At 71.1% G+C, this 25,421-nt stretch carries 24 protein-coding genes, 1 tRNA gene and 3 pseudogenes; 12 read left to right on the top strand and 16 right to left on the bottom strand.

Annotated elements, in window-relative coordinates; genetic code table 11:
* Positions 1 to 49: 49 nt before the first annotated feature.
* Together KBY32_RS20135 and KBY32_RS20130 are read right to left on the bottom strand one after the other, a co-directional pair.
* The gene (locus KBY32_RS20135; protein ID WP_247689745.1) at positions 50 to 553 is read right to left on the bottom strand and encodes a glutathione peroxidase; all 504 of its coding nucleotides are present in this window, start codon (positions 551 to 553) and stop codon (positions 50 to 52) included.
* A gap of 10 nt (positions 554 to 563) precedes the next feature.
* Complete coding sequence (locus KBY32_RS20130) at positions 564 to 1,613, bottom strand: helix-turn-helix transcriptional regulator (RefSeq protein ID WP_115508075.1); 1,050 nt, start codon at positions 1,611 to 1,613, stop codon at positions 564 to 566.
* Between the two features lie 96 nt (positions 1,614 to 1,709).
* On the opposite strand from KBY32_RS20130, the gene KBY32_RS20125 reads away from it, so the two are divergent.
* The 5 genes from KBY32_RS20125 to KBY32_RS20105 all read left to right on the top strand — a co-directional run bounded on the left by KBY32_RS20125 (position 1,710) and on the right by KBY32_RS20105 (position 6,312).
* The gene (locus KBY32_RS20125; RefSeq protein ID WP_210981054.1) at positions 1,710 to 2,897 is read left to right on the top strand and encodes an MFS transporter; all 1,188 of its coding nucleotides are present in this window, start codon (positions 1,710 to 1,712) and stop codon (positions 2,895 to 2,897) included.
* 128 nt (positions 2,898 to 3,025) lie between these two features.
* A complete protein-coding gene (locus KBY32_RS20120; protein ID WP_210981053.1) occupies positions 3,026 to 4,345 on the top strand; it encodes a sensor histidine kinase in 1,320 nt (439 codons plus the stop codon).
* Entirely contained in the window at positions 4,309 to 4,953 is a 645-nt protein-coding gene (locus tag KBY32_RS20115; RefSeq protein WP_210981052.1) for a response regulator transcription factor, read from the top strand. Before KBY32_RS20120 ends, KBY32_RS20115 begins: the two co-directional genes overlap by 37 nt.
* A 149-nt stretch (positions 4,954 to 5,102) precedes the next feature.
* Positions 5,103 to 5,399 (top strand): hypothetical protein, encoded by a 297-nt coding sequence (locus tag KBY32_RS20110; RefSeq protein ID WP_210981051.1) that lies wholly within the window; start codon positions 5,103 to 5,105, stop codon positions 5,397 to 5,399.
* 241 nt (positions 5,400 to 5,640) lie between these two features.
* On the top strand, positions 5,641 to 6,312 hold the full coding sequence (locus KBY32_RS20105; protein WP_055623561.1) for an enoyl-CoA hydratase-related protein: 672 nt from the start codon (positions 5,641 to 5,643) through the stop codon (positions 6,310 to 6,312).
* An 8-nt stretch (positions 6,313 to 6,320) separates the two neighbouring features.
* Here KBY32_RS20105 and KBY32_RS20100 read toward each other — a convergent pair whose 3' ends face one another.
* The 4 genes from KBY32_RS20100 to KBY32_RS20085 form a co-directional block, all read right to left on the bottom strand.
* Positions 6,321 to 6,659 (bottom strand): MerR family transcriptional regulator, encoded by a 339-nt coding sequence (locus tag KBY32_RS20100; RefSeq protein WP_210981050.1) that lies wholly within the window; start codon positions 6,657 to 6,659, stop codon positions 6,321 to 6,323.
* A gap of 201 nt (positions 6,660 to 6,860) precedes the next feature.
* Positions 6,861 to 7,196, bottom strand: a complete 336-nt coding sequence (locus KBY32_RS20095) for a CBS domain-containing protein (RefSeq protein ID WP_210981049.1) — start codon at positions 7,194 to 7,196, stop codon at positions 6,861 to 6,863.
* A 70-nt stretch (positions 7,197 to 7,266) separates the two neighbouring features.
* Positions 7,267 to 8,751 (bottom strand): DEAD/DEAH box helicase, encoded by a 1,485-nt coding sequence (locus KBY32_RS20090; RefSeq protein WP_210981048.1) that lies wholly within the window; start codon positions 8,749 to 8,751, stop codon positions 7,267 to 7,269.
* A 292-nt stretch (positions 8,752 to 9,043) separates the two neighbouring features.
* Positions 9,044 to 9,247, bottom strand: a complete 204-nt coding sequence (locus KBY32_RS20085) for a cold-shock protein (protein WP_055623558.1) — start codon at positions 9,245 to 9,247, stop codon at positions 9,044 to 9,046.
* Between the two features lie 443 nt (positions 9,248 to 9,690).
* On the opposite strand from KBY32_RS20085, the gene KBY32_RS20080 reads away from it, so the two are divergent.
* From KBY32_RS20080 to KBY32_RS20070, 3 genes and pseudogenes are all read left to right on the top strand, one after another.
* Complete coding sequence (locus tag KBY32_RS20080; protein WP_210981047.1) at positions 9,691 to 9,894, top strand: hypothetical protein; 204 nt, start codon at positions 9,691 to 9,693, stop codon at positions 9,892 to 9,894.
* Positions 9,895 to 10,082: 188 nt separating this feature from the next.
* Positions 10,083 to 11,204 carry a hypothetical protein gene (locus KBY32_RS20075; protein ID WP_210981046.1) on the top strand — a complete coding sequence of 374 codons (1,122 nt, stop codon included), beginning with the start codon at positions 10,083 to 10,085 and terminating at the stop codon, positions 11,202 to 11,204.
* Positions 11,205 to 11,377: 173 nt separating this feature from the next.
* Positions 11,378 to 11,758 (top strand): annotated as a pseudogene (locus tag KBY32_RS20070) (DUF5994 family protein); the annotation flags it as partial.
* Positions 11,759 to 11,816: 58 nt separating this feature from the next.
* Here KBY32_RS20070 and KBY32_RS20065 read toward each other — a convergent pair.
* The 7 genes and pseudogenes from KBY32_RS20065 to KBY32_RS20035 all read right to left on the bottom strand — a co-directional run bounded on the left by KBY32_RS20065 (position 11,817) and on the right by KBY32_RS20035 (position 16,926).
* Positions 11,817 to 12,164, bottom strand: a complete 348-nt coding sequence (locus KBY32_RS20065; protein WP_055622667.1) for an STAS domain-containing protein — start codon at positions 12,162 to 12,164, stop codon at positions 11,817 to 11,819.
* Positions 12,165 to 12,479: 315 nt separating this feature from the next.
* A pseudogene (locus KBY32_RS20060) lies at positions 12,480 to 13,185 on the bottom strand (DUF5994 family protein).
* Between the two features lie 94 nt (positions 13,186 to 13,279).
* Entirely contained in the window at positions 13,280 to 14,473 is a 1,194-nt protein-coding gene (locus tag KBY32_RS20055) for a PP2C family protein-serine/threonine phosphatase (RefSeq protein ID WP_086865902.1), read from the bottom strand.
* 17 nt (positions 14,474 to 14,490) lie between these two features.
* On the bottom strand, positions 14,491 to 15,114 hold the full coding sequence (locus tag KBY32_RS20050) for a DUF5994 family protein (protein WP_247689744.1): 624 nt from the start codon (positions 15,112 to 15,114) through the stop codon (positions 14,491 to 14,493).
* 198 nt (positions 15,115 to 15,312) lie between these two features.
* Complete coding sequence (locus tag KBY32_RS20045; RefSeq protein WP_247689743.1) at positions 15,313 to 15,630, bottom strand: hypothetical protein; 318 nt, start codon at positions 15,628 to 15,630, stop codon at positions 15,313 to 15,315.
* Positions 15,631 to 15,991: 361 nt separating this feature from the next.
* Positions 15,992 to 16,402: a hypothetical protein gene (locus KBY32_RS20040; protein WP_247689742.1), complete on the bottom strand. Its 411-nt coding sequence runs from the start codon at positions 16,400 to 16,402 to the stop codon at positions 15,992 to 15,994.
* 44 nt (positions 16,403 to 16,446) lie between these two features.
* The gene (locus KBY32_RS20035; RefSeq protein ID WP_247689741.1) at positions 16,447 to 16,926 is read right to left on the bottom strand and encodes a DUF5994 family protein; all 480 of its coding nucleotides are present in this window, start codon (positions 16,924 to 16,926) and stop codon (positions 16,447 to 16,449) included.
* Between the two features lie 816 nt (positions 16,927 to 17,742).
* Between KBY32_RS20035 and KBY32_RS20030 the strand changes: the two are divergent.
* Positions 17,743 to 18,429 (top strand): annotated as a pseudogene (locus KBY32_RS20030) (tyrosine-type recombinase/integrase); the annotation flags it as partial.
* A 68-nt stretch (positions 18,430 to 18,497) separates the two neighbouring features.
* On the opposite strand, the gene KBY32_RS20025 reads toward KBY32_RS20030, so the two are convergent.
* A tRNA-Arg gene (locus KBY32_RS20025) sits at positions 18,498 to 18,573 on the bottom strand.
* A 231-nt stretch (positions 18,574 to 18,804) separates the two neighbouring features.
* Between KBY32_RS20025 and KBY32_RS20020 the strand changes: the two genes are divergently transcribed.
* Positions 18,805 to 19,380 carry an NADPH-dependent FMN reductase gene (locus KBY32_RS20020; RefSeq protein WP_210981229.1) on the top strand — a complete coding sequence of 192 codons (576 nt, stop codon included), beginning with the start codon at positions 18,805 to 18,807 and terminating at the stop codon, positions 19,378 to 19,380.
* A gap of 51 nt (positions 19,381 to 19,431) precedes the next feature.
* On the opposite strand, the gene KBY32_RS20015 is transcribed toward KBY32_RS20020, so the two are convergent.
* On the bottom strand, positions 19,432 to 21,006 hold the full coding sequence (locus KBY32_RS20015; RefSeq protein WP_308293765.1) for an IclR family transcriptional regulator C-terminal domain-containing protein: 1,575 nt from the start codon (positions 21,004 to 21,006) through the stop codon (positions 19,432 to 19,434).
* Between the two features lie 207 nt (positions 21,007 to 21,213).
* On the bottom strand, positions 21,214 to 22,497 hold the full coding sequence (locus tag KBY32_RS20010; RefSeq protein WP_210981045.1) for a M6 family metalloprotease domain-containing protein: 1,284 nt from the start codon (positions 22,495 to 22,497) through the stop codon (positions 21,214 to 21,216).
* Positions 22,498 to 22,853: 356 nt separating this feature from the next.
* Between KBY32_RS20010 and KBY32_RS20005 the strand changes: the two genes are divergently transcribed.
* A complete protein-coding gene (locus KBY32_RS20005; protein WP_210981044.1) occupies positions 22,854 to 23,498 on the top strand; it encodes a TetR/AcrR family transcriptional regulator in 645 nt (214 codons plus the stop codon).
* 266 nt (positions 23,499 to 23,764) lie between these two features.
* Positions 23,765 to 25,306, top strand: coding sequence for an MFS transporter (locus tag KBY32_RS20000; RefSeq protein WP_210981043.1), 1,542 nt, complete (start codon positions 23,765 to 23,767; stop codon positions 25,304 to 25,306).
* The last annotated feature ends 115 nt before the right edge of the window (positions 25,307 to 25,421 follow it).

Below are 25,421 nucleotides of genomic sequence, written 5' to 3'. Positions count from 1 at the left end.
GCCCGGCGACGACGACGCTCGGCTCTCCCCCAGGGGCAAGGTCAAGCGGTCAGGCCAGCTGCGCCTCGACGGCCGCCACGAGCGCGGCGTCCTCCGGCTCGGTCTGCGGCGAGAAGCGGGCGACGACCGTGCCGTCCCGGCCGATGAGGAACTTCTCGAAGTTCCAGCGGATGTCGCCGCTGTGCCCCTCGGCGTCGGCGAAGCCCACGAGCCGCTCGTACAGCGGGTGCCGGCCCTCCCCGTTCACCTCGACCTTCTCCGTCATCGGGAAGGTCACGCCGTACGTGGCCGAGCAGAACTCGGCGATCTCCTCGGCGGAGCCGGGCTCCTGGCCGAGGAACTGGTTGCAGGGCACCCCGAGCACGGTGAAGCCGCGCTCGGCGTAGCGCTCCTGGAGCTTCTCCAGGCCGTTGTACTGCGGGGTCAGCCCGCACTTGGAGGCGACGTTCACGACCAGCACGGCCTTGCCGGCGTACTGGGAGAGGTCGGCGGAGCCGCCGGTGAGGGCGCCGATGCCGACGTCGAGGGGGGAGGTGCTGTCTTGGGTCGTCATGCTCCGGATGCTAACTCCGCCCCGGATCCCGCCGGCGCCGGGCGTCGACGAGGCCGTCTCCAGCCGGCGTACGCGCGTCCACGAGGCCGTCCCCGGCCGCCGCACGCGCGGCGACGAGGGTGTCGCCCGCCGGCGTCCGCGCGTACAGCACCGAGCGGCCCGCGCGCCGCCGCTCCACCAGTCCCGCGTCCCGCAGCACCCGCAGATGCCGCCCGACCGAGCCCAGGCCCTGCCCGGTGACGGCGACCAGATGGCTCGTGCTCATCGGGGAGCCGAGGAGCACCAGGACCGTGGCCCGGGCGGGGCCCAGCAGCGCGGAGAGCCCCGCGGGGACGCTCCGGGCGTCCGGGTCGGTGAGCGGGCCCGAGCAGGCGTAGACGAGGGCGTAGCGGTCCGGCTCCTCCCAGGACACCCAGCCGGTCCGCGGCGTGACCGGCATGAAGACCAGCTCCGCGCCGGAGATCTCGCGGGGCGGGTACTCCTGCAGATTGACCTGGAGCCGGTTCCCGCCGAGCCAGCGGGTCTGGCCCGGCCGCAGGGAGTCCAGCACCGCCGCCCAGCCGCCCTGGCTGACCCGCGCGGTCCTGGCGGCCACGTCCGCCTCCAGGACCCGCCGGCGCCGGTCCCAGTACGGCCGTACGGTCCGGGTCCAGACGTACTCCAGGAGCCGCGCGGCCCGCTCCGGCAGATCGTCGCGGTCCAGGTCGGCGGGGAGCGGCCCGCCGAGGGAGACGGCGAGATGGGCGCGGGCGGCGGCCGGGTCGGCGGACCGCACCCGGGCGACGACGTCCTCGAAGCGTTCCCCGTCCCGCGGGGTGGGCGCGACGAAGTCGGCGATCCAGGACCGCCCGAGCGCGGCGCCCACCAGCCGCGCGGTCGTCGGGTCCGCGGCCAGCCGGGACCGGTAACCGGGCAGATGGGCGCGCAGCCACGCCCGCTCACCGGGGTGCGCCGGGATGCCCGCGTGCAGCAGCTTCAGACTCGCGAACGTCTCCGCGAACGGCGAGAGCACGAACCGGCTGCGCGCCAGCGTGTCCGCGTTGAGCTGCCACCACCCCACGAGAGCACCCTCCCCACGTTGCGCGTGCGCGCGCACGACGTTTCGCGTGCGCGCGAAAGAGTACGGCCGCCGCACGCCCCGCCGCAGACTCCCCGCATGCGCAGCTACCGCGAGCTCTTCCGGACCCCCGAGTTCACGCCGTTCTTCCTCGGCTCCGCCGCCCAGGGCGCGGCCCTGACGATCGGCGGGCTCGCGCTCGCCACCCTCGTCTACCGGGCCACCGACTCACCGCTGCTGTCGGCCATCAGCATGTTCGGGCCGCAGCTCGCGCAGATGCTCGGGGCGACCTTCCTGCTGTCGGCCGCCGACCGGCTCCCGCCACGCGCGGCGCTCAGCGGCATCGCCTTGGCCTTCGCGCTCTGCACGGCCGTCCAGGCGCTGCCCGGCCTGCCGCTCGGGGCGGCCTTCGCCGTGGTCTTCGTCCAGGGGCTGATCTCCTCGCTGGGCGGCGGGGTGAGCGGCGGCCTGCTCAACGAGATCCTCCCCAAGGGCGGCTTCGTCCTCGGGCGTTCGGTGTTCAACATGGTCTTCGGGCTGGTGCAGATCGTCGGCTTCGCGACCGGCGGCGCCCTCCTGGCCGTACTGTCCCCGCGCGCGTGTCTGCTCCTGTCGGCGGCGCTGTACGCCACCGCGTCCCTCGTCCTGCGGCTCGGCCTGACGCCCCGCCCGGCGCGTGCCTCGGGCCGCCCGTCCGTCGCGGAGACCTGGCGCACCAACGCCCTGCTGTGGTCCTCGCGCCCCCGCCGCCTCGCCTACCTCGGCATGTGGCTGCCCAACGGCCTCATCGTCGGCTGCGAGTCCCTCTACGTCTCCTACGACCCCGGAGCCGCCGGCGCGCTGTTCGCCTGCGCGGCGCTCGGCATGTTCGCCGGCGACCTGACCGTCGGCCGCCTGGTGCCGCCCGCCCTGCGCCCTCGCCTGCCCATCCCGCTCCTGACGCTGCTGGCCACGCCGTACCTGCTGTTCGCCCTGCACCCGCCCCTGCCCTGGTCCGCCCTGGTGGTGTGCGTCGCCTCGGTCGGCTTCGGCGCGACCCTGGCCCAGCAGGAACGCCTGATGTCCGTCACCCCCGACGAACTCGCGGGCCACGCCCAGGGGTTGCGGGGAGCCGGAATGCTCACCATGCAGGGCCTCGCCGCCGCCCTGGCGGGCACCCTCGCCCAACTGACCACCCCGGCCACGGCGATGACCTGCCTGGCCCTCACATCCCTCACGATCACCCTGACCCTGGCGACGGCCCACCGCCGGTCGGGGGAGGAGGCGACGGCGACCGCTACTCGCTGACGCGGTACGGCACTCGGGTGGCCAAGAGGGGAGTTTTCTCCACCGCGCCGACGCCCCGCCCGTGGCCAGAATGAGGACACGGGCGCTTCGCCCCACGTACCGCACAGCAGCAGAGAGGAGCGAGCCGTATGGACCGCACGACGCAGCTCGGGGTGAATCGCGCGCCCGACGAGATCAGGGGATTCTCGGTCGCGGCCGGACTGGTCGGGCTGCGCAGGGTGATGACCCTGTGCTGGATGGCGGCGGCGGCCTTCGGCCGGTCCCTGGCGGTGTCCGGGGCGATCTGGCTGGTCGGCCCCGGCCTCGGCGTGGTGCCGCGCGCCATGGAGGGCGTGCGCAATCTGGCCGCCCGCCGGCGGGAGCTGGCCCTGCGCTGGTCCGGGGTCGAGATCCCCGGCCCGCCCGGCCCGCCGCCCCCCGCACCCGAGGGAGCCTCCGGGCCCGCCGCCCGCTACCGGTGGATCATGAGCGACCCGCAGACCCGCCGGGAGTGGGTCTGGGTGCTCGTCGACCCACTGGCCGGCGCCTTACTGGCCTTCTTCCCGCTCGCCCTGATCCTCAGCGGCGTCTGGGGCGTCTTCCTCGCCTTCTTCGGGGTCCCGCTGTCCGTGGAATGGGACGGCCTGTGGTACCAGTTCATCCCGATCGAGGGCCGGGCCACCGCCGTCCTCGCCGGTGTCCTGGGTGTCCTCCAGCTGCCGCTCGCCCTGTGGGTGGCGCCGCGCGCCGTGCGCCGGCACGCCCTGTACACCCGCTCCATGCTCGCCCCCAGCGAGAGCGAGCTGATGGCCGGCCGCATCCAGCACCTGGCCACCACCCGCTCCGACGCCGTCGACACACAGATGGCCGAGATCCGCCGTATCGAACGCGACCTCCACGACGGCGCCCAGGCCCGCCTGGTCGCGATGGGCATGACCCTCGACGCCGCCGAACACCGTCTGGAGAGCGACCCGGAGGCCGTGCGCGCCCTGCTCGCCGAAGCCCGCGAGTCCTCCTCCAAGGCGCTGGAGGAACTGCGCGACCTCGTGCGCGGCATCCACCCGCCGGTCCTCGCCGACCGCGGACTCGCGGACGCCGTACGGGCGTTGGCGATGGTCTGCCCGGTCCGCACCGAGGTCCACGTCGACCTGCCGGGCCGCCCCGAGATGCCCGTCGAGTCCGCGGCGTACTTCGCGATCTCCGAGATCCTGACCAACGTCGCCAAGCACTCCGGCGCCGACCGGGCCTGGATCGACCTTCGTTACGATCGCGGGATGCTGCGCATCACCGTCACGGACGACGGCCAGGGCGGTGCGGACGTCTCGCGCGGCACCGGTCTGCGGGGCATCGAGCGCCGGCTCGCCACCTTCGACGGCGTCCTCGCCGTCAACAGCCCCGTGAACGGCCCGACCATGGTGACGATGGAGCTTCCTTGCGTATTGCCCTCGCCGAAGACCACTTCCTCCTGAGGGACGGGCTGATCCGTCTCCTCGGCGCCCACGGCCATGAGGTCGTCGCCGCCGTGGACAACGGGACGGAACTGCTCGACGCGCTCGTCGAGCGGCGGCCGGACGTCGCGGTCGTCGACGTCCGGCTGCCGCCGACGTTCACGGACGAGGGCCTGCGCGCGGTGCTCGCCGCCCGCGAACGTGTCCCCGACCTGCCGGTCCTGCTCCTCTCCCAGTACGTCGAGCCGCTGTACGCCCGCGAGTTGCTGGCCGGCGGCGGCCGGGGCGTCGGTTACCTGCTCAAGGACCGTGTCACCAACGGCGGCCACTTCCTCGACGCGATCCGCCGGGTGGCGGAGGGCGGCACCGCGATGGACCCCGAGGTGATCTCCAAGCTCCTGCTCCGCAAGGAGCGCGACGAAGCCGTCGGCAGCCTCTCGGACCGCGAGCGCGAGGTCCTGGAGTGGGTGGCGCAGGGCCGTTCGAACGCGGGGATCGCCCAGGGCCTGTTCATCTCCGAGAAGGCAGTCGCCAAGCACATCGGCAACATCTTCACCAAGCTCGGTCTGCTGCCGACGGACGGGGACAACCGCAGGGTGCTGGCCGTGCTGGCGTATCTCGACCAGTAGCGGGCGCGGGGGTAGCACGGGCGAGCGGTGAAAAAATGACGATCACCGGCGAGTCGTACCGACATGTCGTATTTCGTCACATTAGCCTCTCGTAACTGTACGAAGTCGATCTCTCGCGGATCGCACCCCCTCACCTCTCCGGAGATGACATGCACAAGCTTCGCAAGGCTGCCGTCGTGGTCGTGGCCCTCGGCAGCGCCGGAATCCTGGCCAGCGGCACCGCCACCGCCCAGGGTCTCGACGGGCACGGCGGCAAGAAGGGCGGGGACAAGGTCAGCGTCCTGCAGAGCTCCAACTGCCGCTCGCACGACCTGAACGTCGACGTCCTCGGCGAGGTCGGCATCCTGAACGGCGCCCTGGCCAACGCGCTCAACGGCGAGGGTGACGCGGGCGCGCAGGGCACCCACCTCGGCTCGACCATGGGCTGCAACAACAGCGCGTTCTGAGGTCCGCCCGCGGAGGAACGGCGTTCCGCGCCGCGGGTGCGATCGACTCCCACGATCGCCCGAACAACCGAGCAGGGGCCCGACCCGCGAGAGCGGACGGGCCCCTGCTCGGTGCTGCGGTCGGCTCGCGGGTGGCACGCCTCTTGCGCGGGCTATGGCGACCGTCATAAGTTACTAAGCGGTCGCTCATCTCCGTCCTGCCTCCGCCGCCCCGCACCGCTCGCCTCGAAGGAGAGCCGTCATGCCGTCGCTCGACCGCCAGGAGAACGTCTTCGTCCTCGACCTCGGGGACGGCGAGAACCGCTTCCACCCCGACTGGATCGCCGCGTTCGGCGCCGCGCTCGACGAGGTGGAGAAGGCGGACGGCCCGCGCGCCCTGGTCACCGCCGCCACGGGCAAGTTCTGGTCCAACGGTCTCGACCTGGAGTGGCTGACCGCCCACGCCGACGACTACCACGACTACGTCGTCTCCGTGCACCAGCTCTTCGCGCGCGTGCTGTCCCTGCCGCTCGTGACGGTCGCCGCGCTCCAGGGCCACACCTTCGCCGCCGGCGCGATGCTCTCCCTCGCCCACGACTTCCGGGTGATGCGCGCCGACCGCGGCTACTGGTGCCTGCCCGAGGCGGACATCAACATCCCGTTCACGCCCGGCATGTCCGCCCTCATCCAGTCCCGGCTCACCCCGCGGACGGCGCACGAGGCGATGATCACCGCCCGCCGCTACGGGGGCGCCGACGCCGCGTCGGCCGGCATCGTCGACCGGGCGGTCCCCGAGGACGCCGTACGCTCCACGGCGATCGAACTGGCCCAGGCCCAGGTCAACAAGGCGGGCGACACCGTCGGCACCATCAAGTCCCGTATGTACGGCCCGGTCCTGTCGACCCTGCGCGCCACCACGAACCCGCTGGGCTGACACGGCCCTCAGTTCCCGGAGTCGTCGGACCCTTCCTGCGCGGCGCGCCGGTACTCGGCGTTGATGCGCTGGGCTTCCTCGAGCTGGTCCTCGAGGATGATGATCCGGCACGCGGCCTCGATCGGCGTGCCCTTGTCGACGAGCTCGCGCGCTCGGGCCGCGATCCGCAACTGGTAGCGGGAGTACCGCCGGTGCCCGCCCTCGGAGCGCAGCGGGGTGATCAGCCGCGCCTCGCCGAGCGCGCGGAGGAAGCCCGGTGTGGTGCCGAGCATCTCGGCGGCCCGGCCCATCGTGTAGGCGGGGTAGTCGTCGTCGTCCAGCCGGTCGCTGAGTGGGTAATCTGCCATGTCACCTCGATGTGCAACGCGTCGAGGGGCCCCGCGCCGACCGGCACCGGGCCCCGCACCACATGTAACACCATCGGCCCGCCCCGACGCTCCGCCGCCCTTGCCCAGGGCTCGGGTACCCACGACAGCCGGAGACGACGATGAGGGCCTGCCGACGCGCGTCGGCAGGCCCTCACCGGGCTCATGGGAGTGTCGTACGGATCAGGAGGCGAGGGCGGCCACGCCCAGCTCCCGATGACACCTTCCGGTGACCGGCGTGACCGGCGTGTCAAGCACGTGGACGTCCCGCAGCCGGATCCGGTCCGTGTAGGCGGGGCTGCCCCGCAGGACGGCGAGCCGTTCCCGGGTGACCGTGCCGGTGCTCTGGTCGTCCCCGTCGCACAGGACGAGGTGGTCGACCCGGGCGCCGGCCATGAGGGACAGCGCCACCTCGACCGTCATGTCGTCCCGGACCCGGGGCCCGGCGGTGTCCCGCCTGTCGACCCCGGTCCCGGGGATGCGGTGTGCTGCCTGGTACTGCGGCTGAGCCGTCGTCATAGCTGCTCCTGCGAAACGGTGGAAGGCGGGCGGTCGGTCACGGCGCCGGGCGGTGCCCGGTGGGGCAGTCCTATGCGGCCGACCCGAGGCCGGACCTGCGCGGACCTTCCCCGCGCACGGACTGGCTCCGGACCTGTCCGCTCTGTCCACCCTGTCCGCCGCGGCCGCCGTATCCGCCGCGCCCGGAACGGCCACGACGGCCCCGGGAGGAGGACGTGCCGCGAGGGGTCGCCGCCTCGGGTGCGGCGATGACGACCGGGACACCCGACGGAGCCTGCGCGCCGGTGATCCGGCTCAGCTCCGCCTCGCCCGAACGCACCTGCGCGATACGGGGGCGGATGCCCGCCGCGTCCATCAGCCGGGTCATGCCCCGGCGCTGGCCGGGGGTCACCAGGGTGACGACGCTGCCGGACTCGCCGGCACGGGCCGTACGTCCACCGCGGTGCAGGTAGTCCTTGTGGTCGCTCGGCGGATCGACGTTGACGACCAGGTCGAGGTTGTCCACGTGGATGCCGCGCGCCGCGACGTTGGTCGCGACCAGCACGGTCACCTGCCCGTTCTTGAACTGGGCGAGGGTGCGGGTGCGCTGCGGCTGGGACTTGCCGCCGTGCAGGGCCGCGGCACGGACGCCGCTGCTCAGCAGGTGCTTGGTCAGCTTGTCCACGGCGTGCTTGGTGTCGAGGAACATGATCACGCTGCCGTCGCGGGCCGCGATCTCGGTCGTCGTCTGGTACTTGTCCGCGTCGTGCACATGCAGGACGTGGTGCTCCATCGTGGTGACCGCGCCGGCGGACGGGTCGACGGAGTGGACGACCGGGTCCGAGAGGTAGCGGCGGACCAGCAGATCGACGTTGCGGTCCAGGGTGGCCGAGAACAGCATCCGCTGCCCGTCGGGGCGCACCTGGTCGAGCAGCGCCGTGACCTGGGGCATGAAGCCCATGTCGGCCATCTGGTCGGCCTCGTCGAGCACCGTGATGCCGACGTCGTCGAGACGGCAGGCGTTCCGGTCGATGAGGTCCTTGAGCCGTCCCGGCGTCGCGACGATCACCTCGGCACCGGCGCGCAGCGCACCGGCCTGGCGGCCGATGGACATCCCGCCGACGACGGTGGCCGTCCGCAGGCCCACGGAGCGGGCGTACGGGGCGAGCGCGTCGGTGACCTGCTGCGCGAGCTCCCGGGTGGGGACGAGGACGAGGCCCAGCGGCCGCTTCGGCTCGGCGCGCCGTCCGGCCGTGCGGGCCAGGAGGGCGAGACCGAAGGCGAGCGTCTTGCCGGAGCCGGTGCGGCCCCGGCCGAGGACGTCACGTCCGGCGAGGGAGTTCGGCAGCGTGGCCGCCTGGATCGGGAACGGCACGGTCACGCCCTCGTGGACGAGCGTGGCCATCAGCTGGCCGGGCATGTCGAGGTCGGTGAACGACTCGACGGCCGGCAGACCGGGCGTCTTGGTCACCGGCACCGCGAACTCGTCGCGGCGCGGGTTGCCGGCGCGACGAGTGGGCCGGGAGCCTCCGCCGAAACGGTCAGGAGTGCGAGAGGTGCGGGGTGTACGGGACATGCGGGAACGCTGCATGCGGAACCTTTCGTTCTGGGCACGCAGCAAGGAATTCCCGCAGCCGAAGAGCGGCGCAGAGAATCTCGAAACGAGCCGGAGAAAAAATCGGTGGGGCGAGCCGGACGGGCGACATGACAGCCGGTCGACGGCGGGTGGTACGACTTCCGCGCAGCGCCCCTGAGAGCAACGAGAAGCGAAAACTGCCGTAGAAAGCAGCGAGGTAAAAAGCAGCGAGCTGGGGCCCGCACCCCAGAGGTGCGGGCCCCAGCTGCGAAGTCTGCGTCGGTGACCGACGTCAGGCGGTGACGATGTTCTCAGCCGTCGGGCCCTTCTGGCCCTGGGCGATGTCGAACGACACCTTCTGGCCCTCCAGCAGCTCACGGAAGCCCTGGCTGGCGATGTTGGAGTAGTGGGCGAAGACGTCGGGGCCGCCGCCGTCCTGCTCGATGAAGCCGAAGCCCTTTTCCGCGTTGAACCACTTCACGGTGCCAGTAGCCATTTTGTTTCTCCTTCGGAGGCGGTGATCGGAAAACGCCCTGTGCGCAATCCGTGTCGCCGTGTCGATCATCCGTCGGAAAAACAATCCCTCTGGCAACCACACCTGCAACTGATAACGACAGTAGCACGGGGGGATGGCCGGTGCGGGGCCGAAATGCCGGGTCAGGCCGGGGCCGAAGAAACCCTGCGGTGAGCCGGACTCGAAATTCTCATCTCGCGAACACAGATATTGCCCGGCGTGGCGGAGGAGGTTTTCCCCACCCGGCATGACGCCCCCCATGCCCCGCCCGGGCCACAGCCCGGCGCCCCCGCTCGCGGTTCTGGGGCAATCGACGTGGCTGTGAAGTGGCTCACTCCGAGGGCGGATCTGCGGTGGTGACCGATCTGCCGACTGCTCCGCGTGAACGATAAGGTCCGCCGGAGGGGATGAGGGGGAATCGAAGCATGGTGGCGCACGGCGGGCCGGAGACCGGCGACGAGAGCCACGAGCCCGACGCCGCCGAGCGTGACGGCAAAAAGGCGCGGCGGTGGGCGTGGGCCACGCTCGGCTGCACCACGGGAGCACTCGGCTGCGTGGTGGCCGTCGCCGTCGTCGTATGGGTGGCCGTGGTCGCCGTAGGCCTCTTCGTGGCGGTGGCGAGCAACTGAGGCCACTGCGCACTCGCCCGCTTCACTCTCCCGATGCTGCTGGTGACCCCCGCGAGCCCGGCATGGCCCAAACGAGAGGCCCTGGGCCCGGGCTCGGGCGTCTCCGCAGGCCACGGAGTGGGAGCGTTATAGAGCGGAGAATCTGGGCACTGCAGTACGCCGGGGCCGTCGACGAGAAGGGTCCGGTCATGGGTGAGTCGTCGCAGGGCGTCACTGTGGTGGCTCTCCTGGCCGATCCGGACGCGCCGACAGAGGTCGCGCAGCGGATAGCGAAGGACCTTCCCGACCGCCTCGCGAACGCATTCGACGGGCAGCGAGAATTCTCCGTAGAAGTGGTCAGTGAGCCCTTCACCGCAGGGACGGAGGACCTGTCCACGTTGACGCGCCGCATCGTGGACCGCGCGGATGAGGAGAACTGGGACGTCGTCGTGGCGCTCACCGACCTGCCGTTGCACGCAGGAAGGCGGAAGCTCGCCGCCGATCTGAGCCATGAACACGGCCTGGCCCTGCTGTCACTTCCCTCGCTGGGAGGCCTGCGCTTCCACCGCAGGGCGCGACGGGCGGTCGAGCGGGCGGTGCTCAGCCTGCTGGACGGGCGTCCCGCCGACGCCCCAGAACCCCGCCGACCCCGACCGCTGCGACGTCTCGCCGGCCGTTTCGCCGGTGTTCACTCGGGTCCGGTAGACGACGAGGAGACCGCGGATCTCCGGTACGTCGTCAGCGGGCCGGGCGGTTACCTGAGAGTGCTCGGCGGCATGGTCCGGGCCAACAGGCCGTGGCGCCTGGTCCCCGGACTCTCGAAGGCCCTGGCCGCGGCACTTGCTTCGGGAGTGATTGCCACCGTGAACTCCACGGTCTGGAGTCTGGCCATCGCCCTGGACACCACACGACTCGTGATCGCCACGATCGGGTCCATCGCCCTCATGATCGGCTGGCTGATCGTGGACGCGCATCTATGGCACCGGCCGACGGGGGACTCGCCGCAGGCGAGAACGCGGGCAGCGCTCTACAACGCGTCGACGGTCGTGACCCTCAGCATCGGGGTGCTGGTCTGCTACGTGGGCTTGCTGATCATCAACTTGCTGTGGGTGCTCTTCATCGTCAACGGCGAGGTCTTCGCCTCGATGACCAAGTCCCCGCTGCGCGCGGCGGAGTACTGGACCCTGGCCTGGTTCGTCGCGTCGGTCGCCACGGTGGGCGGCGCGCTGGGCTCGGGCCTGGAGAGCGACGAGGCGATCCGCGCGGCCGCCTATTCGAAACGCGAACAGGAACGCCGCCGGATGCTCGAGGACGAGGACGAGGGGGATTAGGCGGACCGCGAGCAGGGGTGCCTACTCGGGCCTGGACGGCTTGGGACGTCCTTGTCCATCAGCGCGTTGCTGAACTCGATGGCGAACCGCTGCGATTCGGGGGACACGTCTGTGGGTTCGCCGGCGCTACCAGCGGAAGGTGTTCAGGTCCCGCTCGGCCTCGGTCAACCAGGTGGTGGCCGCGCTCGCGCGACATCGGGGCCGAGCTGCCCGCCCTGTTGAGTGCCCTCGTCGCCCACCTCGGCCCCGTGTCCCGTGTGGGGCTGGATGCCTCCGCCTGGGAGGGTCTCCCGACGCGTATCGTCGTGGACGACCACGTGGTGCACATCGACTCCTTCCCGGTCGGTGACGACACGGTTCTGATCACCCGGGGCGACCGGGACATCTTCTCGCTGCTGGTCGTCCCGCCCGACGCGGCACCGGATGCCGCCCGTGCCGCGATGGCCCAGGCGGTCCGGGTGGACAACGTCAGCGACGCGGAACAGATCCTCATCGACACCGGGAGCGGGCGCGGTCCTGTGGGCGGCACGGGGCGCGACCGGCGTACGGCTTGACCGGCGCACCAGCGCTCTCCGATCAGGCGGCCCGTTCCCTGGGGCGCTTCCGCCGACGTCAGGCCCGCTGAGGGCGCGCTCCTCCCGGCCTCATCGGGTAGAGCAGACCGTCGGAGCCCGTGTCCATGAGCAGTCGTTCGGTCTGCGGCGAGGGGTGGTGCAGCAGCAGGAACGCCTGGGCCTCGGCGGCATGCTCCGACACGTCGAGGAAGACGCGCAGGCCGCTGTCGTCACAGCGGTCGACGGTGGTCAGATCGACGTCGATGAGGGTGATCCCGTCCCGCAGACACTGCTCCAGAGCGGCGCGCACCCGGGGCGCGGTGACGGGGTCGATCACACCGGCCAGGGTGACCAGGGCCCGCGCGCCCCGGTCGTGCCGGTAGACGTTCAGCCGTGGAAGAGTCATGACGCCTCGGTTCGGATGCTCGGAACCTCTGGTGCTCCAGAGCCTGCGTCCACGCCCCGGGCTCGCGTCGCCGCGGGCCGGGCGGGTGGTGGGGCGGGGCGGCCGGGCGGCCGGTCGGACGCCCGGATGCCGACCCATGGTGCGGCGTGCGGCTGGGGCGTGCCACGGCCACGGCGACCGGGCCGGGGAGTGCTGTACCGGTACGCCGCGATCCTCTCGGCGTGCTGGAGCCCGAGCCGGTGGATCACATACGCCGCCATTGCGACGAGGACCAGGAAAGCGATGGCTGTCAGGAAGGCGTTCATGGCGGCCACCTCACATACCGATGATCAGCCGGCTGGCCGGCCCTGGCGGACCGGTCTGTCCGGTGCCGGCCGCGGACACCGCCGAGGCGCCGCCCTCGTACTCCCATGCCTCGCCCGGGTCCAGTGCCTGGTCGGTGGGGGAGACGGCGTGCCGGGCCGCTTCCGCGGCGATGTACGCGCTCGCGGTCAGGGGCGGGCCGTCGTGGTCGGATACGGCTGCCATCAGACGGGCCGCCGACTGCGCACCGGTCTCGGGCGGAACGACGAGGAGATCCCAGCGGCTGGTGCCGTAGGAGAGCAGCAGCAGTTTGTGCGGGTCGATCTCCGATGTGAACCAGCCGACCTTGACGATGTGCCCGCTCACGGGGATCTTGCGCGGGATGACCGGCCAGTGCTCCGGGTTGACGGCGATACGGGTGATGCGGCCCCACAGGGGGTCCAACACGTCCGTGAGCGCCGGCAGTTCGCTGAGCAGGTCCCGGGACCGTGGCCACCAGGCTCCGTCCAGCAGCCCGCGGGAGGCGCCGTCGGTCTTCAGCGCGAGACGTGCGGCCGGGGCTGCGACGGGCTCGCGGTGCGGCAGGGTGGGGGTACAAGGTCGCCGACATGATGCGGACCCGTCTCCGGGCCACCTGTGCCGCGGCCCGGGTGTCATCCTTCGCCGGGGACGACCCGGCGTGGCAGCCGGTGTGCGAAATGCCCTCGGTACTGCCCACACTACTCCGCGTTGACAGGCGGCGAGGCGTAGTGATCGCACGGATGTGCGGTACCTGCGGCCGTGCAACGGTGACGGACGGTGGGGACGAGAGGTCAGCCGCGCCACTCCACCATGAGCAGCGTCGCGTCGTCGCTGGTCTGTCCGCCGCGCGCCTGCTTGAGCGTGTGGGACAGGGAGCGCGTCACCGCCCGGATGCCGCGGCCGGTCCTCTCCAGCTGGTTCACGCAGTCGATCAGCTGGTCCTCGCCGAACTCCTCCCCGCCGCTCTTGTGTTCCTCGACCACTCCGTCGGTGAAGCAGAGGACTCGGTCCCCGGGCACCAGCCCCAGTTCGCTCACCCGAGGCTCCGAACCGCCCAGGCCGACGGGAAGGGTCGTCGGGGCGACCAGACGCTGTGCGACGCGGTGGTCGCGGACGAGGATCGGCGGCGGGTGCCCGGCGTTGACCCACTGCACCCGCCCCGTGGTCGTGTCCAGCTGCAGCATCTGCGCGGTGACGAAGTGCTCGGGACCGAACTGCTCGGCCACGGCGCGGTCCATGAACGCGTAGATCTCCAACAGTCCGATGCCGGAGCGGCGGGCATGGCGGTAGGCGCCGATGGCCACGGTGGCCATCGTGGCCGCGTCCAGCCCGTGCCCCATCGCGTCGATCATGACCACGTGGAGGACATCGCCGTTCAGCGCGTAGTCGAAGCTGTCGCCGCCCACGTCGTAGGCGGGTTCCAGGATCCCGGCCACGGCGACCCGGGGCATGATCATGGCCAGAGGTGGCAGCAGCGACCACTGGATCTCCGCGGCGACGCTCATCCCCTCATCGCGCCGGACGTCGAAGAACAGGTCGGAGTAGCCGTGCTTGGTCACCAGAAGGTCGGCCACCAGGCCGGAGATTCTGAGCAGCAGGCGGCGGTCGTCATCGTCGACGCTGTCCAGCGTCACCGCCATGACTCCCACCTGGTCACCGCCGTCCAGCAGGGGCAGATGGACCCGGAGGCCGCCCTCCTGAGGCACCTCGACAGGGACGGCGTCGAGAAAGCAGCGGCCCGCCTCGGAGTCGTCGATCACCTGCGGTTCCCCGCCGCTGAGGCCCTCCCCGGGCAGCGGTACGAGCACCAACTGGCCGTAGTCCTGCAACAGCACCTGCGGACGGCGGCCACCGAGCTGTCCCATCACGTCGGCGACCAGGGGCCCGATGAGGTGGGGCGGCAGTTCGTGCGCGCTGTCGAGGATCTTTCCGAGAAGAGCTTCCCCGAAGCTCTCGGACCGGTCCGGGCGTCGCCCTGCTGGCATTCCCTCACCTTCCGTGGTCACGCTAGGGGCGGGGGCGGGCCCGGATGACAAAGGATCTGTCGGTGCCATGGTTCCATCATGCGGTCGTGCATGCCCGGCCCGCCGGTCGTGCGGAGCCGGACGGGCTGCTTACCGGGTCCGGCTCCTCCTTCCGACTCCCATGTGTCCTGTCCGTCGGGGCCGCTCTCGGCGAGTGCCGGCAGGCACGGAGCCGACAGTGGGTTCGCGGGGTCGGCAGCAGCGGTCAGCAGCCGGGTGGCCACTCGGGCCGGCTCTTCCGTGGGGATCACCAGCAGTTCCCAGCTCCCCACGGTGCCGCAGTCCACGGTGATGGCATGCGCCTCGGCGGCGGAATCGGTCAGCACCACCTCGATCACGTGGCCGGGCGCCATCACCTCCTGCGGGGCATCGGGCCAGGGGGCCGTTTCCACGGTCACGCCGGTGACGGTGCCGATGCCCGGATCCAGGGAGCCGACCAGTACGGGCAGTTCCAGTTCCAGTGCGTCGCAGCCCGGCCACCATGCGCCGTCCAGCGGGCCATGGCTGACGTCCGGCGTGAGGCGCAGCCGGGGCAAGGGCATGGGGTAGGAGTGTCCGTCACCTGGCGCCGTACCTTCGGCGCGCTGTGTGATGGCGTTCATCGTGCGATCCCGTTCCGGGCCGTGCGGTTTCCGGCTGCCCGTCTCGTGTCACTCGCCGGGAACGGCGCCGCCGTCATCGTGCGCCCGGAAGTTCTCGGTATGCCTCAGATTACTCCCGGCTGTGGCAGACGGCGTGGCACGCCGGCTTCGCACTGCCGCATCACCGGCGTGCAAGAGCTGTTCCTTCGGCGGACAAGGTCAGCACGCAGGGGCGACGGCGCCGTGCAGCCCCACGACCTCACCCATGTTCTGCCAGCCCCAGGACGAGAAGGCGGCTTGTCCCGCATGGTCGGCAGGATGCAGCAGGGTGACCCCGAGGGAGGAGTGCAGGTCTGTGAGCAGACGCTGTTGCGGCCGGCGGGCGATGTCGCGGTGCTGAGCGTGCGGATGGGCCACGACCTGGGTGAGGACGACGAACCGTGCCCGGGAAGTGAGCCGCTGGATGATCTCCTGGAGCTTCCGCCGCCCTGCCGGCCGCCGGAGCCGTCGGAGCCCACCGGAAAACCGAAGGCGCAACCGACCAGCACCGTCGTCTCGGCTACCAGCAGGGCGAAGCTGGGGCGATGGGGAAGCGGCTGCGTCGAAGGATGCGTACCTCACAGTCGAGGGCCGACGGGGTAAGGGCAGGGGCGCCACCCCGTCCCTGCCCTGTCGCGACAGGTGCCACAGGATGCGCCCGGCTCCGGACCAGCACTGGCCGCCGCGCAGCCCCCTGAATACGCCCACAGCGCTGCCGCCCGCGATCGAAGCCGGACGGCAGTGCGGGTGGACGAATTGAATGCCAGCTCACTTCCGAACCCGCACACGACGCGACCTCCGCTCGCCGGGTCTCCGAACCCCTCCGAGCGAAACGTCCCACGCCACAAGGATTTGGTCCCTAAGTGAAAGCCAGTTTCCGGAAGGCGTTACGGACACCGTTCAGCGGTTTGCGGTCGCGGGAGTAGTAGAGCTCGTTGGTCAAAAGTACCGCCCACCGGCCGTCGATGCGGGCGATTCCACATGCCTGTGCCGCTGAAGCCGTAGTGGACCCAGACGTCCTCCTCGGCAGTGGTGCCGGGAGCCGGTCGAGGGTTCCGTCTTCCCACAGGGCGCCGATGGAGGACCAGACGGCGAGGATCTTTGTGAGGCCGGCGGCGTCGAAAAGGGTGTCGGTGCGCATCGGCACGTCCGGCTCGTCGGTGTCGAGGACGCCGGTGGCGCCCTGGGCGAGGACGCCGGTGGCGTCGCCGACGGCCCCCAAGGCGCAGGCCGAACGGGCTGAAGCCGGCTGAACGAGGCGGCTCGGCACGTCCAGGCCGTGCTCAGACAGAACGCCTCACATCGGCAGTCCGATCACTGCGGACCGTCAACAGGGGCGTCGAAGCGGGCCGTTGCCATGGCCAGCAGTTCGGTGGCGGTGCTGCTGTTGTCGACCGGTACGGGTTTATTCATCAGCCAGGCTGCGGTGTCAGGCTCCGTCGTGGGAGGAACGATGAGCAGGGTGCGAAACCCGTCACGATAGGAGCAGAGCATGATCTCGTGCTGTTCGTGATCGGACACGAACCAGCCTGCGGTCACGACGTGCCCGCCGACGGAGATCCGGTGCGGGATGTCGGGCCACAGCCCGATCCCCAGAAGGACTCTGGTGATGGTGCCCACCCCGTCCATCGCTTCCACCAGGGCGGGAAGTTCGTCGGCGAGATTGCGGGAGTACGGCCACCAGGCTCCGTCGAATCCGCCCGGGACGGCTGCGTATGGCGCCAGCGATAGCCGGGCCGGCAGCGGTGGAGAGGGGACTACGCTGAGTGCGACTTGATCGGCAGTCGGTTCCATGACGTGAACCTGCCTCCGGGCGCGGTCTGACCGGCCCGGCATTGTCGTTCACCGAGAACGGCGTCAGCACGGCCACCGGCGCACGTAATACCCTCGGTGATTGCAGCCTACTCCCCACGGGACTCGCCACTGCCTGGCCTGCACGGCACAAAGACGCACGCAGCCACCCTGCACGGATCGGGGAACCACGAACGCTGGAATGCCCCTGGTCAGAGCCTGTGAGCGCCTGACCAGGGACACACAGACGCCTGTCTCCCCAAAGACGGCGCTGCCGCCCGGGACCGTGTCCGGGGCGTCCAACGGGTCGGGTGCTTCTGAGAGCGTCCCGAGCTCCTGCCGAGCACCGCTGGGGTCTATGTCATGGATACGCCCTCGGCCCTCTTCCCGAGAGGGCCAACAGGGCACACCCCGGCCCCGACCGACCTGTTGCGCTGTCCACCTTCCCTGGTCGGCCAGTCCGCAGGAACGCGGGCGACGAACAGCAACACGGTCTCCATGGAACCGGCCCGCGAGGCCGGCAGAAAGCCAGAATGCCCACCCGCGGTGAAGCCCCGACACCGCGAGTGACATCAAAAACTCACCGTTGTTGATCACCGAGAAGCCGGCGGAATGACTCCCGAAGCCACCGGGAAACAACTCCCACTGAAACCGACACAGCCACGCCGCACGTTGCCGGCGGCGGCAGCCTGCTCCCGTAGCTGTTCGATCTCCTGGTGCTGGGCTGTCAGCCGGGAGAACGAGGGTGTCGTCGATCTGCGGAGGCGAGTCCTCGCCTCCGCGTGGGGCTGAAGCCGCATAGGTAGTAGGTAGAGGCGGCTGCACACGCGGAATGTAGCCAAGCTCGTCGAGCCTCCCCGCACCGACAACCGCGAGTTGAAGCCTTGGAGCCTGGACGAGACGCTCGACTTCTTGGCGGCCTCTCGCAAGGACCCGCTCTATGCGGCCTTCGTGCTCGCTATCGCCATGGGTCTCCGCCGGGGAGAGATCGTGGGCCTGCGCTGGTCGGACGTCGATCTCGACGGCCGCGTGCTGTACGTCCGCCAACAGATCCAGCGTCGCCGCGGGGTCCTGTACGACGACGATCCCAAAAGTCGCCGTCGCCGTGCGGTCCCGCTGCCCGCTCTCTGCATCGCGCCCTTGCGCTGGCACCGCATGCGGCAGACAGCTGCCCGTGCGAAGGCGGGGGAGGGGTGGCAGGAGTCCGCGTACGTCTTCACCACTCGGACCGGTCGCCCGGTCGAGCCGCGCAACGTCTACCGCTCCTTCACGCGCGTTGCCGAGTCCGCCGGCCTCCGCGTGATCCGGCTGCATGACGCCCGGCACGGCACGGCGACGCTCCTGACGGCGGCCGGCGTCGCGCCCCGGGTGGTGACGGAGATTCTGGGGCACTCCCAGATCAGCATCACCATGGACGTCTACACGCACGTCGTGCAGGACACGCAGCGCGAGGCCATGAGCCACATGGACCGGCTGCTCAGGAAGAGGCGGCCCGGTCGTCAGTGACCGCACTCGTTGATGTCAGAAGTGGATGTCAAAGGCCCCGGACCATGATCGGTCCGGGGCCTATTGCCTGGTGCCCCCGGCAGGATTCGAACCTGCGACACCCGCTTTAGGAGAGCGGTGCTCTATCCCCTGAGCTACGAAGGCGCGGATCGTGGAAGATCCGGCGACTAGCCTAGCGGATCGTCGATCGGTCTTGGGGGTGTTCCGGTTTGGGCTGGTCAGGGGCGAGGTGTGGGGGGCATCGGGGCGTCGCGGACCGTCGTGCTTGACCTCAAGTTTGGTTGAGTTTTTACGTTTCTCTCGTCGGTCCCGGCGCGTCCATCGCGATCCCCGGGGCGGCTTCCTCCTACGAGAGACGAGGACCTCATGTCCCACGTGTCCCACGCGCCCCTCAAGATCGGTGTGCTCATCGGGAGTGTTCGGCCCGGGCGGTTCGCCGACAAGGTGTCCCGGTGGTTCCTGTCCGAGATCGGGCGGCGGGACGACATGGAGACGCATGTCATCGATCTGTCCGAACCCGTGCTCGCCGACGAGCTGAAGCTCACCCTCGAGCAGTCCGACGCGCCCACGCTCGCCCGGCGGATCGGTGGGCTCGACGGGTTCGTCGTCATCACGCCCGAGTACAACCACGGCTACCCCGCCGCCCTCAAGCTCGCCGTCGACTACGTCTACCGGGAGTGGCGGGCCAAGCCCGTCGGGTTCGTGTCGTACGGCGGGATGGCCGGCGGGCAGCGTGCCGTGGAGCAGTTGCGGCAGGTCTTCGCCGAGCTGCATGCCGTCACCCTGCGGGACACCGTCAGCTTCCACATGGCCTGGGAGCGGTTCGACGACGACGGGCGGCCGCACGACGAGGACGGCACCGCCAAGGCCGCCGCCGTCCTGCTGGACCAGCTCGCCTGGTGGGGGCTCACCCTGCGGGAGGGGCGTGCCGTCCGGCCCTACGAGGGGTGAGAGGTCTACGACGGGTGAGAGCTCGATGACCGGTGAGGGGGGTGGTGGCCTTCAGTGGGGGGCGGAAGTGACGTGTGCCGTCAGGCGTAGGTCGGCCTCAATGGCGTGTGCGGTCGCCAGTAGGTGTGGGAGTACCTCTTTCATGCAGGCCTCCCTCGTCCTGCGAGCCCTGTGGATCGTCGCCTCGATCGCCGCCACCACCCGGCCCGTTCCGTCGCGAACCGGTACCGCCAGGGTGCGCAGGCCCGGTTCCGGGGCGTCGTCCGTCACGGCGTGACCCTCGCGGGCGACGGTGTCCAGGTCGGTCGTCAAAGCGTCCGGGGTGGGGGCCTCGGGGTGGCACAGGGCCCGTTTGCGCAGGTCCGGGGGCAGATCCGACAGGAGGACCCGGCCCGCCGGGGTCGCGTGGGCCGGCTGCCTCGTGCCCACCTCCGCCTCGAGGCTCAGCGCATGCGTGGGGGCGGTCGCGGCCGTGCACCGGGTTTCCTCGCCGGTCGGGGTCAGGGTGGAGAGGGAGACCGACTCGGTGAGGCGGGTGGACAGTTCCGTCAGGTGTGGGGTTGCCAGTTCGGACAAGGGCAGGCGGGACAGGGGTGGGAAGCCCAGTGACAGGACGCGGGGGGTCAGGCGGAAGCCCCGGGTTCCCGAGCGGCGGACCAGGCCCAGGTGGGCGTAGGTGAGCAGGGCCCGGCGGGCCGTGGCGCGGGGCAGGCCGGTCGCGCGGGCCACGTCGGTCAGCGTCAGCTCGCCTCGGCCCTCGCCGAACGCGGTCAGGACCGTCAGTCCGCGCGCCAGGGACTCGACGAACTCCCTGCCCAGTTCCTGCTTGGACGCGCTCGTCCAGGAGGCCAGTCCCGACGGGGCGGCGCCGGGTCGGGGGGCCGATGCTTCGCGCAGGGTGCGTTCCATCGCCGTCGCCGTGACACGGAGGCGGGCCAGGACCGTTTCGCGCAGTCCGGCGGCGGTGTGGCGGCCGGTGTGGCTGACCACGCTCGCCGCGCAGACGATCCGGCCGCCCTCGGCCGCGTCGCGGACCGGTACGGAGAGGGTGAGCAGGCCGGGTTCGGTGAGTTCGGCTTCCTCGGACCAGCCGTTCCGCGCGGCCGTCTTCGCCCGGTCCTCGAAGTCGGCCCGTGGTTCGGAACACGGACGGCGGACGCGCCATGACTGCCAGTCCGCGTCCGTCCACTCCGTCGCGAACAGCGCGCCCGGCGCCGTACGGTCGGCCGGGTGCAGTGTGCCCAGCGGGAAGCCGAGGGGCAGCCTTCGGCGATGGCCGGACCGGTGGACGAGGCGGACGCCGTCCCGGTCGGGGACCGTCAGTGTCACCGATTCGTCCAGCTCCTCGGCGAGCGCGTCGGCGTGCGGTGCGAGCAGGGCCGGCCAGCCGAGGGCGGCGAGGTAGGCGTTGCCGAGTTCCAGCACGCGGGGTGCCAGTGTGACGTCGCGGCCGTCCATACGGACGTATCCCATGCGGGCGAGGGTGGAGGCGACGCGGTCGACGGTGGAGCGGGCGAGGCCCGTGGCGCGTTCCAGGGCGCTCGGGCTCAGGGTGCCGCCGGCCTCCGTCAGGCGGCGCAGTACGGTCACGCCGCGGATCAGCGGGGCGACCGCCTCGGCGGGCACGGCCGGGCCACCCCGTGCGGCGCCGGCATCGGCAGCTGCCGCAGCATCGCGGCCATCTTCGCCGGCGATCCCACCGCCATCGGCGCCGGCACCGGCACCCGCACGGGCACCCGCACCGTCGTACAGCATCCTCTTCGCGGGCATCTGCTCTCCGGTGCGGCGGTCGCGGCAGCCCCCACCGTAGACCGGCCGGCCGATCACCGCAGGTCATCGCTCCCGTGTCACCCGTACCCGGTACGCCCCGGCCTCGTCCACGCCCACCACCGCGACCCGCACGCCCCGCTTGCCGTCGTCGAAGGCCTCGCCCGGCGTGAAGGTCGCGTCCGACAGTTCGGCGTGCACATTGGGGCTGCGGGTGCAGCCGCCGCTGTCCTCCTGGGAGTCGTGGACCTTCACCGGGCCCATCCCGGTGTCGACGTCCGCGTCGACCCGGTAGACGAGGACGCCGGGGCGGCAGACGGCCTCGTCGTTGCCCTCACGGGTGCGCAGTTCCAGGGCGTAGCCGGAGCGCGGGCCGAGCGGGACGAAGACCAGCTTGGGGCCGCCCTCGCGGGCCAGCGGGGTGAGGGAGTAGTCGTCGGTGCCGGGGGCGGACGCGCAGCGGACCTGGGAGTCGTCCAGCCAGCCCAGCTTCCACTTGTGCCAGCCGAGCAGGTCGTTGTTGGCCCCCCAGTCCTCGCTCATGATGTCCCAGTGGCCGACCGCGCCGCCGCCCTCCGCGGTGTAGAGGTCGGGCAGCCCGAAGACGTGGCCGTTCTCGTGGGGGAGGACCCGGTAGCCGGTGCGGTGGTAGGTGCCGGAGCCGTCGTCCTGGCGGGAGTACACGAAGGAGGCGTTGGTGACGGAGACCCCGTCCGCCACCGGCGCCTCCATATTGCCGGCGAACGTCACGGACAGGACGGTGTCGAGGGCGGAGGGCCCGGCGTTCGGGGTGACGAGGACGTTCAGGAAGTCGTACGACTGGAAGTCGACGCGTGCGTCGGCGGCGACCACGATGTCCTGGACCAGCCGGCGGTACCCGGGGTCGAAGGGGGCGCCGCGCTCTATGCCGTACTCGCGGAACGACTTCGGCATCCGCAGCCAGTCCGGGATCGGGGTCTCGGCGCGGTAGTCGAGGCGGCCGTAGGAGCTGGTGCGGAACCAGTCCCGGGTCTGCGGGAAGAACTCGCGGTAGCGGTCGAGGGCGTTGCCCGGGCCGGGGGCGTCGGGGAAGTCGACCATCAGGGTGAGGGCGCGGACGGTGCCGGTGGAGCGGGCGTAGCCGCGCGGGGTGGGTACGCCCTCCGACATCTGGACCGTCGGCGGGCCGCTGATCATGCAGGGTCCGAGTGCCGTGGAGTGTTCCGGGGATATCGGTCCGGCCCCGGCCACCGTGGAGGTGCCCGCCGTGAGGTGCCCGGTGCCCGCCGACGTGCCGACCGCGAGGATCAGCGAGGTCACGGAGGCGAGGGCGGCCACACGGCGGGGACGTATCCGGCGGTTCGGCTGCATGCATGGGCCCTTTCAGTCCATGGCAGCCCGCCGGACCGCGCGCTGCACCCTCTCGATCACCCTGTGTCGAGGGATGTGGGCGCGCGCGTTGAAGGAGACCGAACGTGGGTCCCCGGCCTGGTCAGCGGCTCTGTGAAATGTGACTCAGGTCACAGGAATATGAGCAGCGGGCGGGAAATAACCGGGGACCCCCTCCCCGTTTAGACCTGTGTCCCCGCGAAACGGGGAGCTCTTCCCCGGATCGTCGAAACCGGGTCGCGGGACCAGGGGAACCGGGTCACAGAACCCCGGGGAACCGGGTCACAGAACCCCGGGGAAACCGGACACCGAGCATCACAGGAGACGAGGAGTACACCGTGCAGACCGCCACCCCCGCAGCGCGCAAGGCGCCCCGGCCGCGCGCCGACGCCCTGCGCAACCGGGAGCGGATCGTCACCGCCGCCCGCGAGATGTTCGTCGAGCACGGCCCCGACGTGCCGCTCGACGAGATCGCCCGCCGGGCCGGCGTCGGCAACGCCACGGTGTACCGCAACTTCCCCGACCGTGACGCGCTGGTGCGCGAGGTCGTCTGCTCCGTCATGGACCGTACGGTGGCGGCGGCCGAGCTGGCGCTCGCACAGACCGGGGATGCCTTCGAGGCTCTGGAGCGCTTCGTGCACGCCGCCGCCGACGAGCGGATCAGTGCGCTGTGCCCGATGGTCCAGAGCACGTTCGACCAGCACCATCCGGATCTGGAGGCGTCGCGCGAGCGGTGCGAGAGCCTCATCGCCGCGATCATGGACCGCGCGAAGGCGGCGGGGCAGCTCCGGTCCGACGTGGACGTCGGCGACGTCATGATCGCCGCGGCCCAGCTCAGCCGGCCCCCGGCCGGCACGGGGTGCGACCTCGCGGACCGCTACGTCCACCGCCATCTGCAGCTGTTCCTGGACGGACTGCGGGCACCTGCCCGTTCCGCCCTTCCCGGTACGGCTCTGACCATGGAGGACCTGCGCAAGGCCTGACGCGACCCGTCCAGAAACCCATAAGGCCAGGAGTCCAGCAGCCCCTAAGTCCAGGAGTCCGGAAGCACATGTCCTGAACGACCTGAACGACCTGAACCACCTGAACGACTTGACCGAACCGATCAGTTCGTAGCGAACCGCGACCCGCCCGCTTCTTCCGCGCGGGGGTCGTGATCACACAGCCGTCCTCAGCGGCCGTCACAGCCGACGAGCCGTCCCCTTACCTTTCACTTTTTCCGTCACGAAGTCCCGAAGTGGGTACCCCCATGTCTGAAACAGCCGCGAAGGCTCCCGGCCGTGCCCTCGGCGCCGCCGATCCCAACCGATGGAAGGCGCTCGCCTTCATCGCGATAGCCCAGCTGATGGTCGTCCTCGACGCGACGATCGTGAACATCGCGCTGCCCTCCGCCCAGCAGGACCTGGGCATCTCCGACGGCAACCGGCAGTGGGTCGTCACGGCCTACGCGCTCGCCTTCGGCGGTCTGCTGCTGTTCGGCGGGCGTATCGCCGACCTCTGGGGCCGCAAGCGGGCCTTCGTGGTCGGTCTGGGCGGTTTCGCCGCCGCCTCCGCCCTGGGCGGTGCGGCCACCAACGAGGCCATGATGTTCGGCGCCCGCGCGCTGCAGGGCGCGTTCGGCGCGCTGCTCGCCCCGGCCGCGCTCTCCCTGCTCGCGGTGATGTTCACCGACGCCAAGGAGCGCGCGAAGGCGTTCGGCATCTACGGCGCGATCGCCGGTGGTGGCGGTGCCGTCGGCCTGATCCTCGGCGGGTTCCTCACCGAGTACCTGGACTGGCGCTGGACGTTCTTCGTGAACATCCCGTTCGCCATCGTCGCCGCGCTCGGCGCCTGGTACGTCATCCGTGAGCCGCAGGGCAGCCGCAACCGCTCCACGCTCGACATCCCCGGCGTCATCCTCTCCACCCTCGGCCTGGTCGCGCTGGTGTACGGCTTCACCCGCGCCGAGTCCGACGGCTGGAGCGACGCCACCACGATCGGCATGTTCGTCGCCTCCGGCGTGCTGCTGCTGGCCTTCGTGGTCGTGGAGGCCCGGGTCAAGGCCCCGCTGCTGCCGCTGCGCGTGGTCACCGAGCGCAACCGCGGCGGTGTCTACCTCTCGCTCGGCCTCGCGATCATCGCGATGTTCGGCCTGTTCCTGTTCCTGACGTACTACCTGCAGATCGTGAAGGGCTACTCGCCGGTCAAGACCGGCTTCGCCTTCCTGCCGATGATCGCGGGCATGATCACCGGGTCCACCCAGATCGGCACCCGGCTGATGACCCGGGTCGCGCCGCGGCTGCTGATGGGCCCCGGCTTCCTGGTCGCCGCGCTCGGCATGCTGCTGCTGACCCAGCTGGAGATCGGCTCCTCGTACGCAGCGCTCCTGCTGCCCGCGATGCTGCTGCTCGGCCTCGGCATGGGCACCGCGTTCATGCCGGCCATGTCGCTGGCCACCCTGGGCGTCAAGCCGCAGGACGCCGGTGTCGCCTCGGCGATGGTCAACACCTCGCAGCAGGTGGGCGGCGCGATCGGTACGGCGCTGCTGAACACGATCGCCGCCTCGGCGACCACGTCCTACATCGCCGACCACATCGCCGGCGCGTCCAGCCGGTCCCAGCAGCAGCTGGTCCAGGCGCAGGGCCTGGTGCAGGGCTACACCGCCGCCATCTGGTTCGCCGTCGGCATCCTGGTCGCGGCCGCGCTCATCGCCCTGACCCTGATCAACGCCGGCCGTCCCGGCGGCACGGCGGTGGCGTCCTCCGAGGAGGGCGCCGAGGAGGAACTCCCGGTGCCGGTCGTCGCGCACTGACGCACGGACGACCACGGCCCTGACGGCCGTACCCCGAGGGACCAGGCGTGCGTACGGGGAAGGGGACGCTCGGTACGTACGCCGCGAAGGACCTGCCCCGGCTCGCTGGAACGAG

Origin of the sequence: Streptomyces sp. RK62, from assembly GCF_018070255.1 — a bacterium.
GTDB classification, from domain to species: domain Bacteria; phylum Actinomycetota; class Actinomycetes; order Streptomycetales; family Streptomycetaceae; genus Streptomyces; species Streptomyces nigra.
Note: the sequence above shows the minus strand (reverse complement) of the source record. Positions and strands in the feature narration are given on the sequence as shown.

Excerpts from the sequence above, each read along its gene's own strand:
- KBY32_RS20110 (WP_210981051.1), top strand. The coding sequence starts at position 5,103 with ATGCACAAGCTTCGCAAGGCTGCCGTCGTGGTCGTGGCCCTCGGCAGC.
- KBY32_RS20105 (WP_055623561.1), top strand. The coding sequence starts at position 5,641 with ATGCCGTCGCTCGACCGCCAGGAGAACGTCTTCGTCCTCGACCTCGGG.
- KBY32_RS20080 (WP_210981047.1), top strand. The coding sequence starts at position 9,691 with ATGGTGGCGCACGGCGGGCCGGAGACCGGCGACGAGAGCCACGAGCCC.
- KBY32_RS20000 (WP_210981043.1), top strand. The coding sequence starts at position 23,765 with ATGTCTGAAACAGCCGCGAAGGCTCCCGGCCGTGCCCTCGGCGCCGCC.
- KBY32_RS20120 (WP_210981053.1), top strand. The coding sequence starts at position 3,026 with ATGGACCGCACGACGCAGCTCGGGGTGAATCGCGCGCCCGACGAGATC.
- KBY32_RS20065 (WP_055622667.1), bottom strand. The coding sequence starts at position 12,164 with ATGACTCTTCCACGGCTGAACGTCTACCGGCACGACCGGGGCGCGCGG.
- KBY32_RS20135 (WP_247689745.1), bottom strand. The coding sequence starts at position 553 with ATGACGACCCAAGACAGCACCTCCCCCCTCGACGTCGGCATCGGCGCC.
- KBY32_RS20055 (WP_086865902.1), bottom strand. The coding sequence starts at position 14,473 with ATGCCAGCAGGGCGACGCCCGGACCGGTCCGAGAGCTTCGGGGAAGCT.
- KBY32_RS20085 (WP_055623558.1), bottom strand. The coding sequence starts at position 9,247 with ATGGCTACTGGCACCGTGAAGTGGTTCAACGCGGAAAAGGGCTTCGGC.
- KBY32_RS20035 (WP_247689741.1), bottom strand. The coding sequence starts at position 16,926 with ATGGAACCGACTGCCGATCAAGTCGCACTCAGCGTAGTCCCCTCTCCA.
- KBY32_RS20075 (WP_210981046.1), top strand. The coding sequence starts at position 10,083 with ATGGGTGAGTCGTCGCAGGGCGTCACTGTGGTGGCTCTCCTGGCCGAT.
- KBY32_RS20090 (WP_210981048.1), bottom strand. The coding sequence starts at position 8,751 with ATGTCCCGTACACCCCGCACCTCTCGCACTCCTGACCGTTTCGGCGGA.
- KBY32_RS20125 (WP_210981054.1), top strand. The coding sequence starts at position 1,710 with ATGCGCAGCTACCGCGAGCTCTTCCGGACCCCCGAGTTCACGCCGTTC.
- KBY32_RS20010 (WP_210981045.1), bottom strand. The coding sequence starts at position 22,497 with ATGCAGCCGAACCGCCGGATACGTCCCCGCCGTGTGGCCGCCCTCGCC.
- KBY32_RS20100 (WP_210981050.1), bottom strand. The coding sequence starts at position 6,659 with ATGGCAGATTACCCACTCAGCGACCGGCTGGACGACGACGACTACCCC.
- KBY32_RS20050 (WP_247689744.1), bottom strand. The coding sequence starts at position 15,114 with ATGAACGCCATCACACAGCGCGCCGAAGGTACGGCGCCAGGTGACGGA.
- KBY32_RS20095 (WP_210981049.1), bottom strand. The coding sequence starts at position 7,196 with ATGACGACGGCTCAGCCGCAGTACCAGGCAGCACACCGCATCCCCGGG.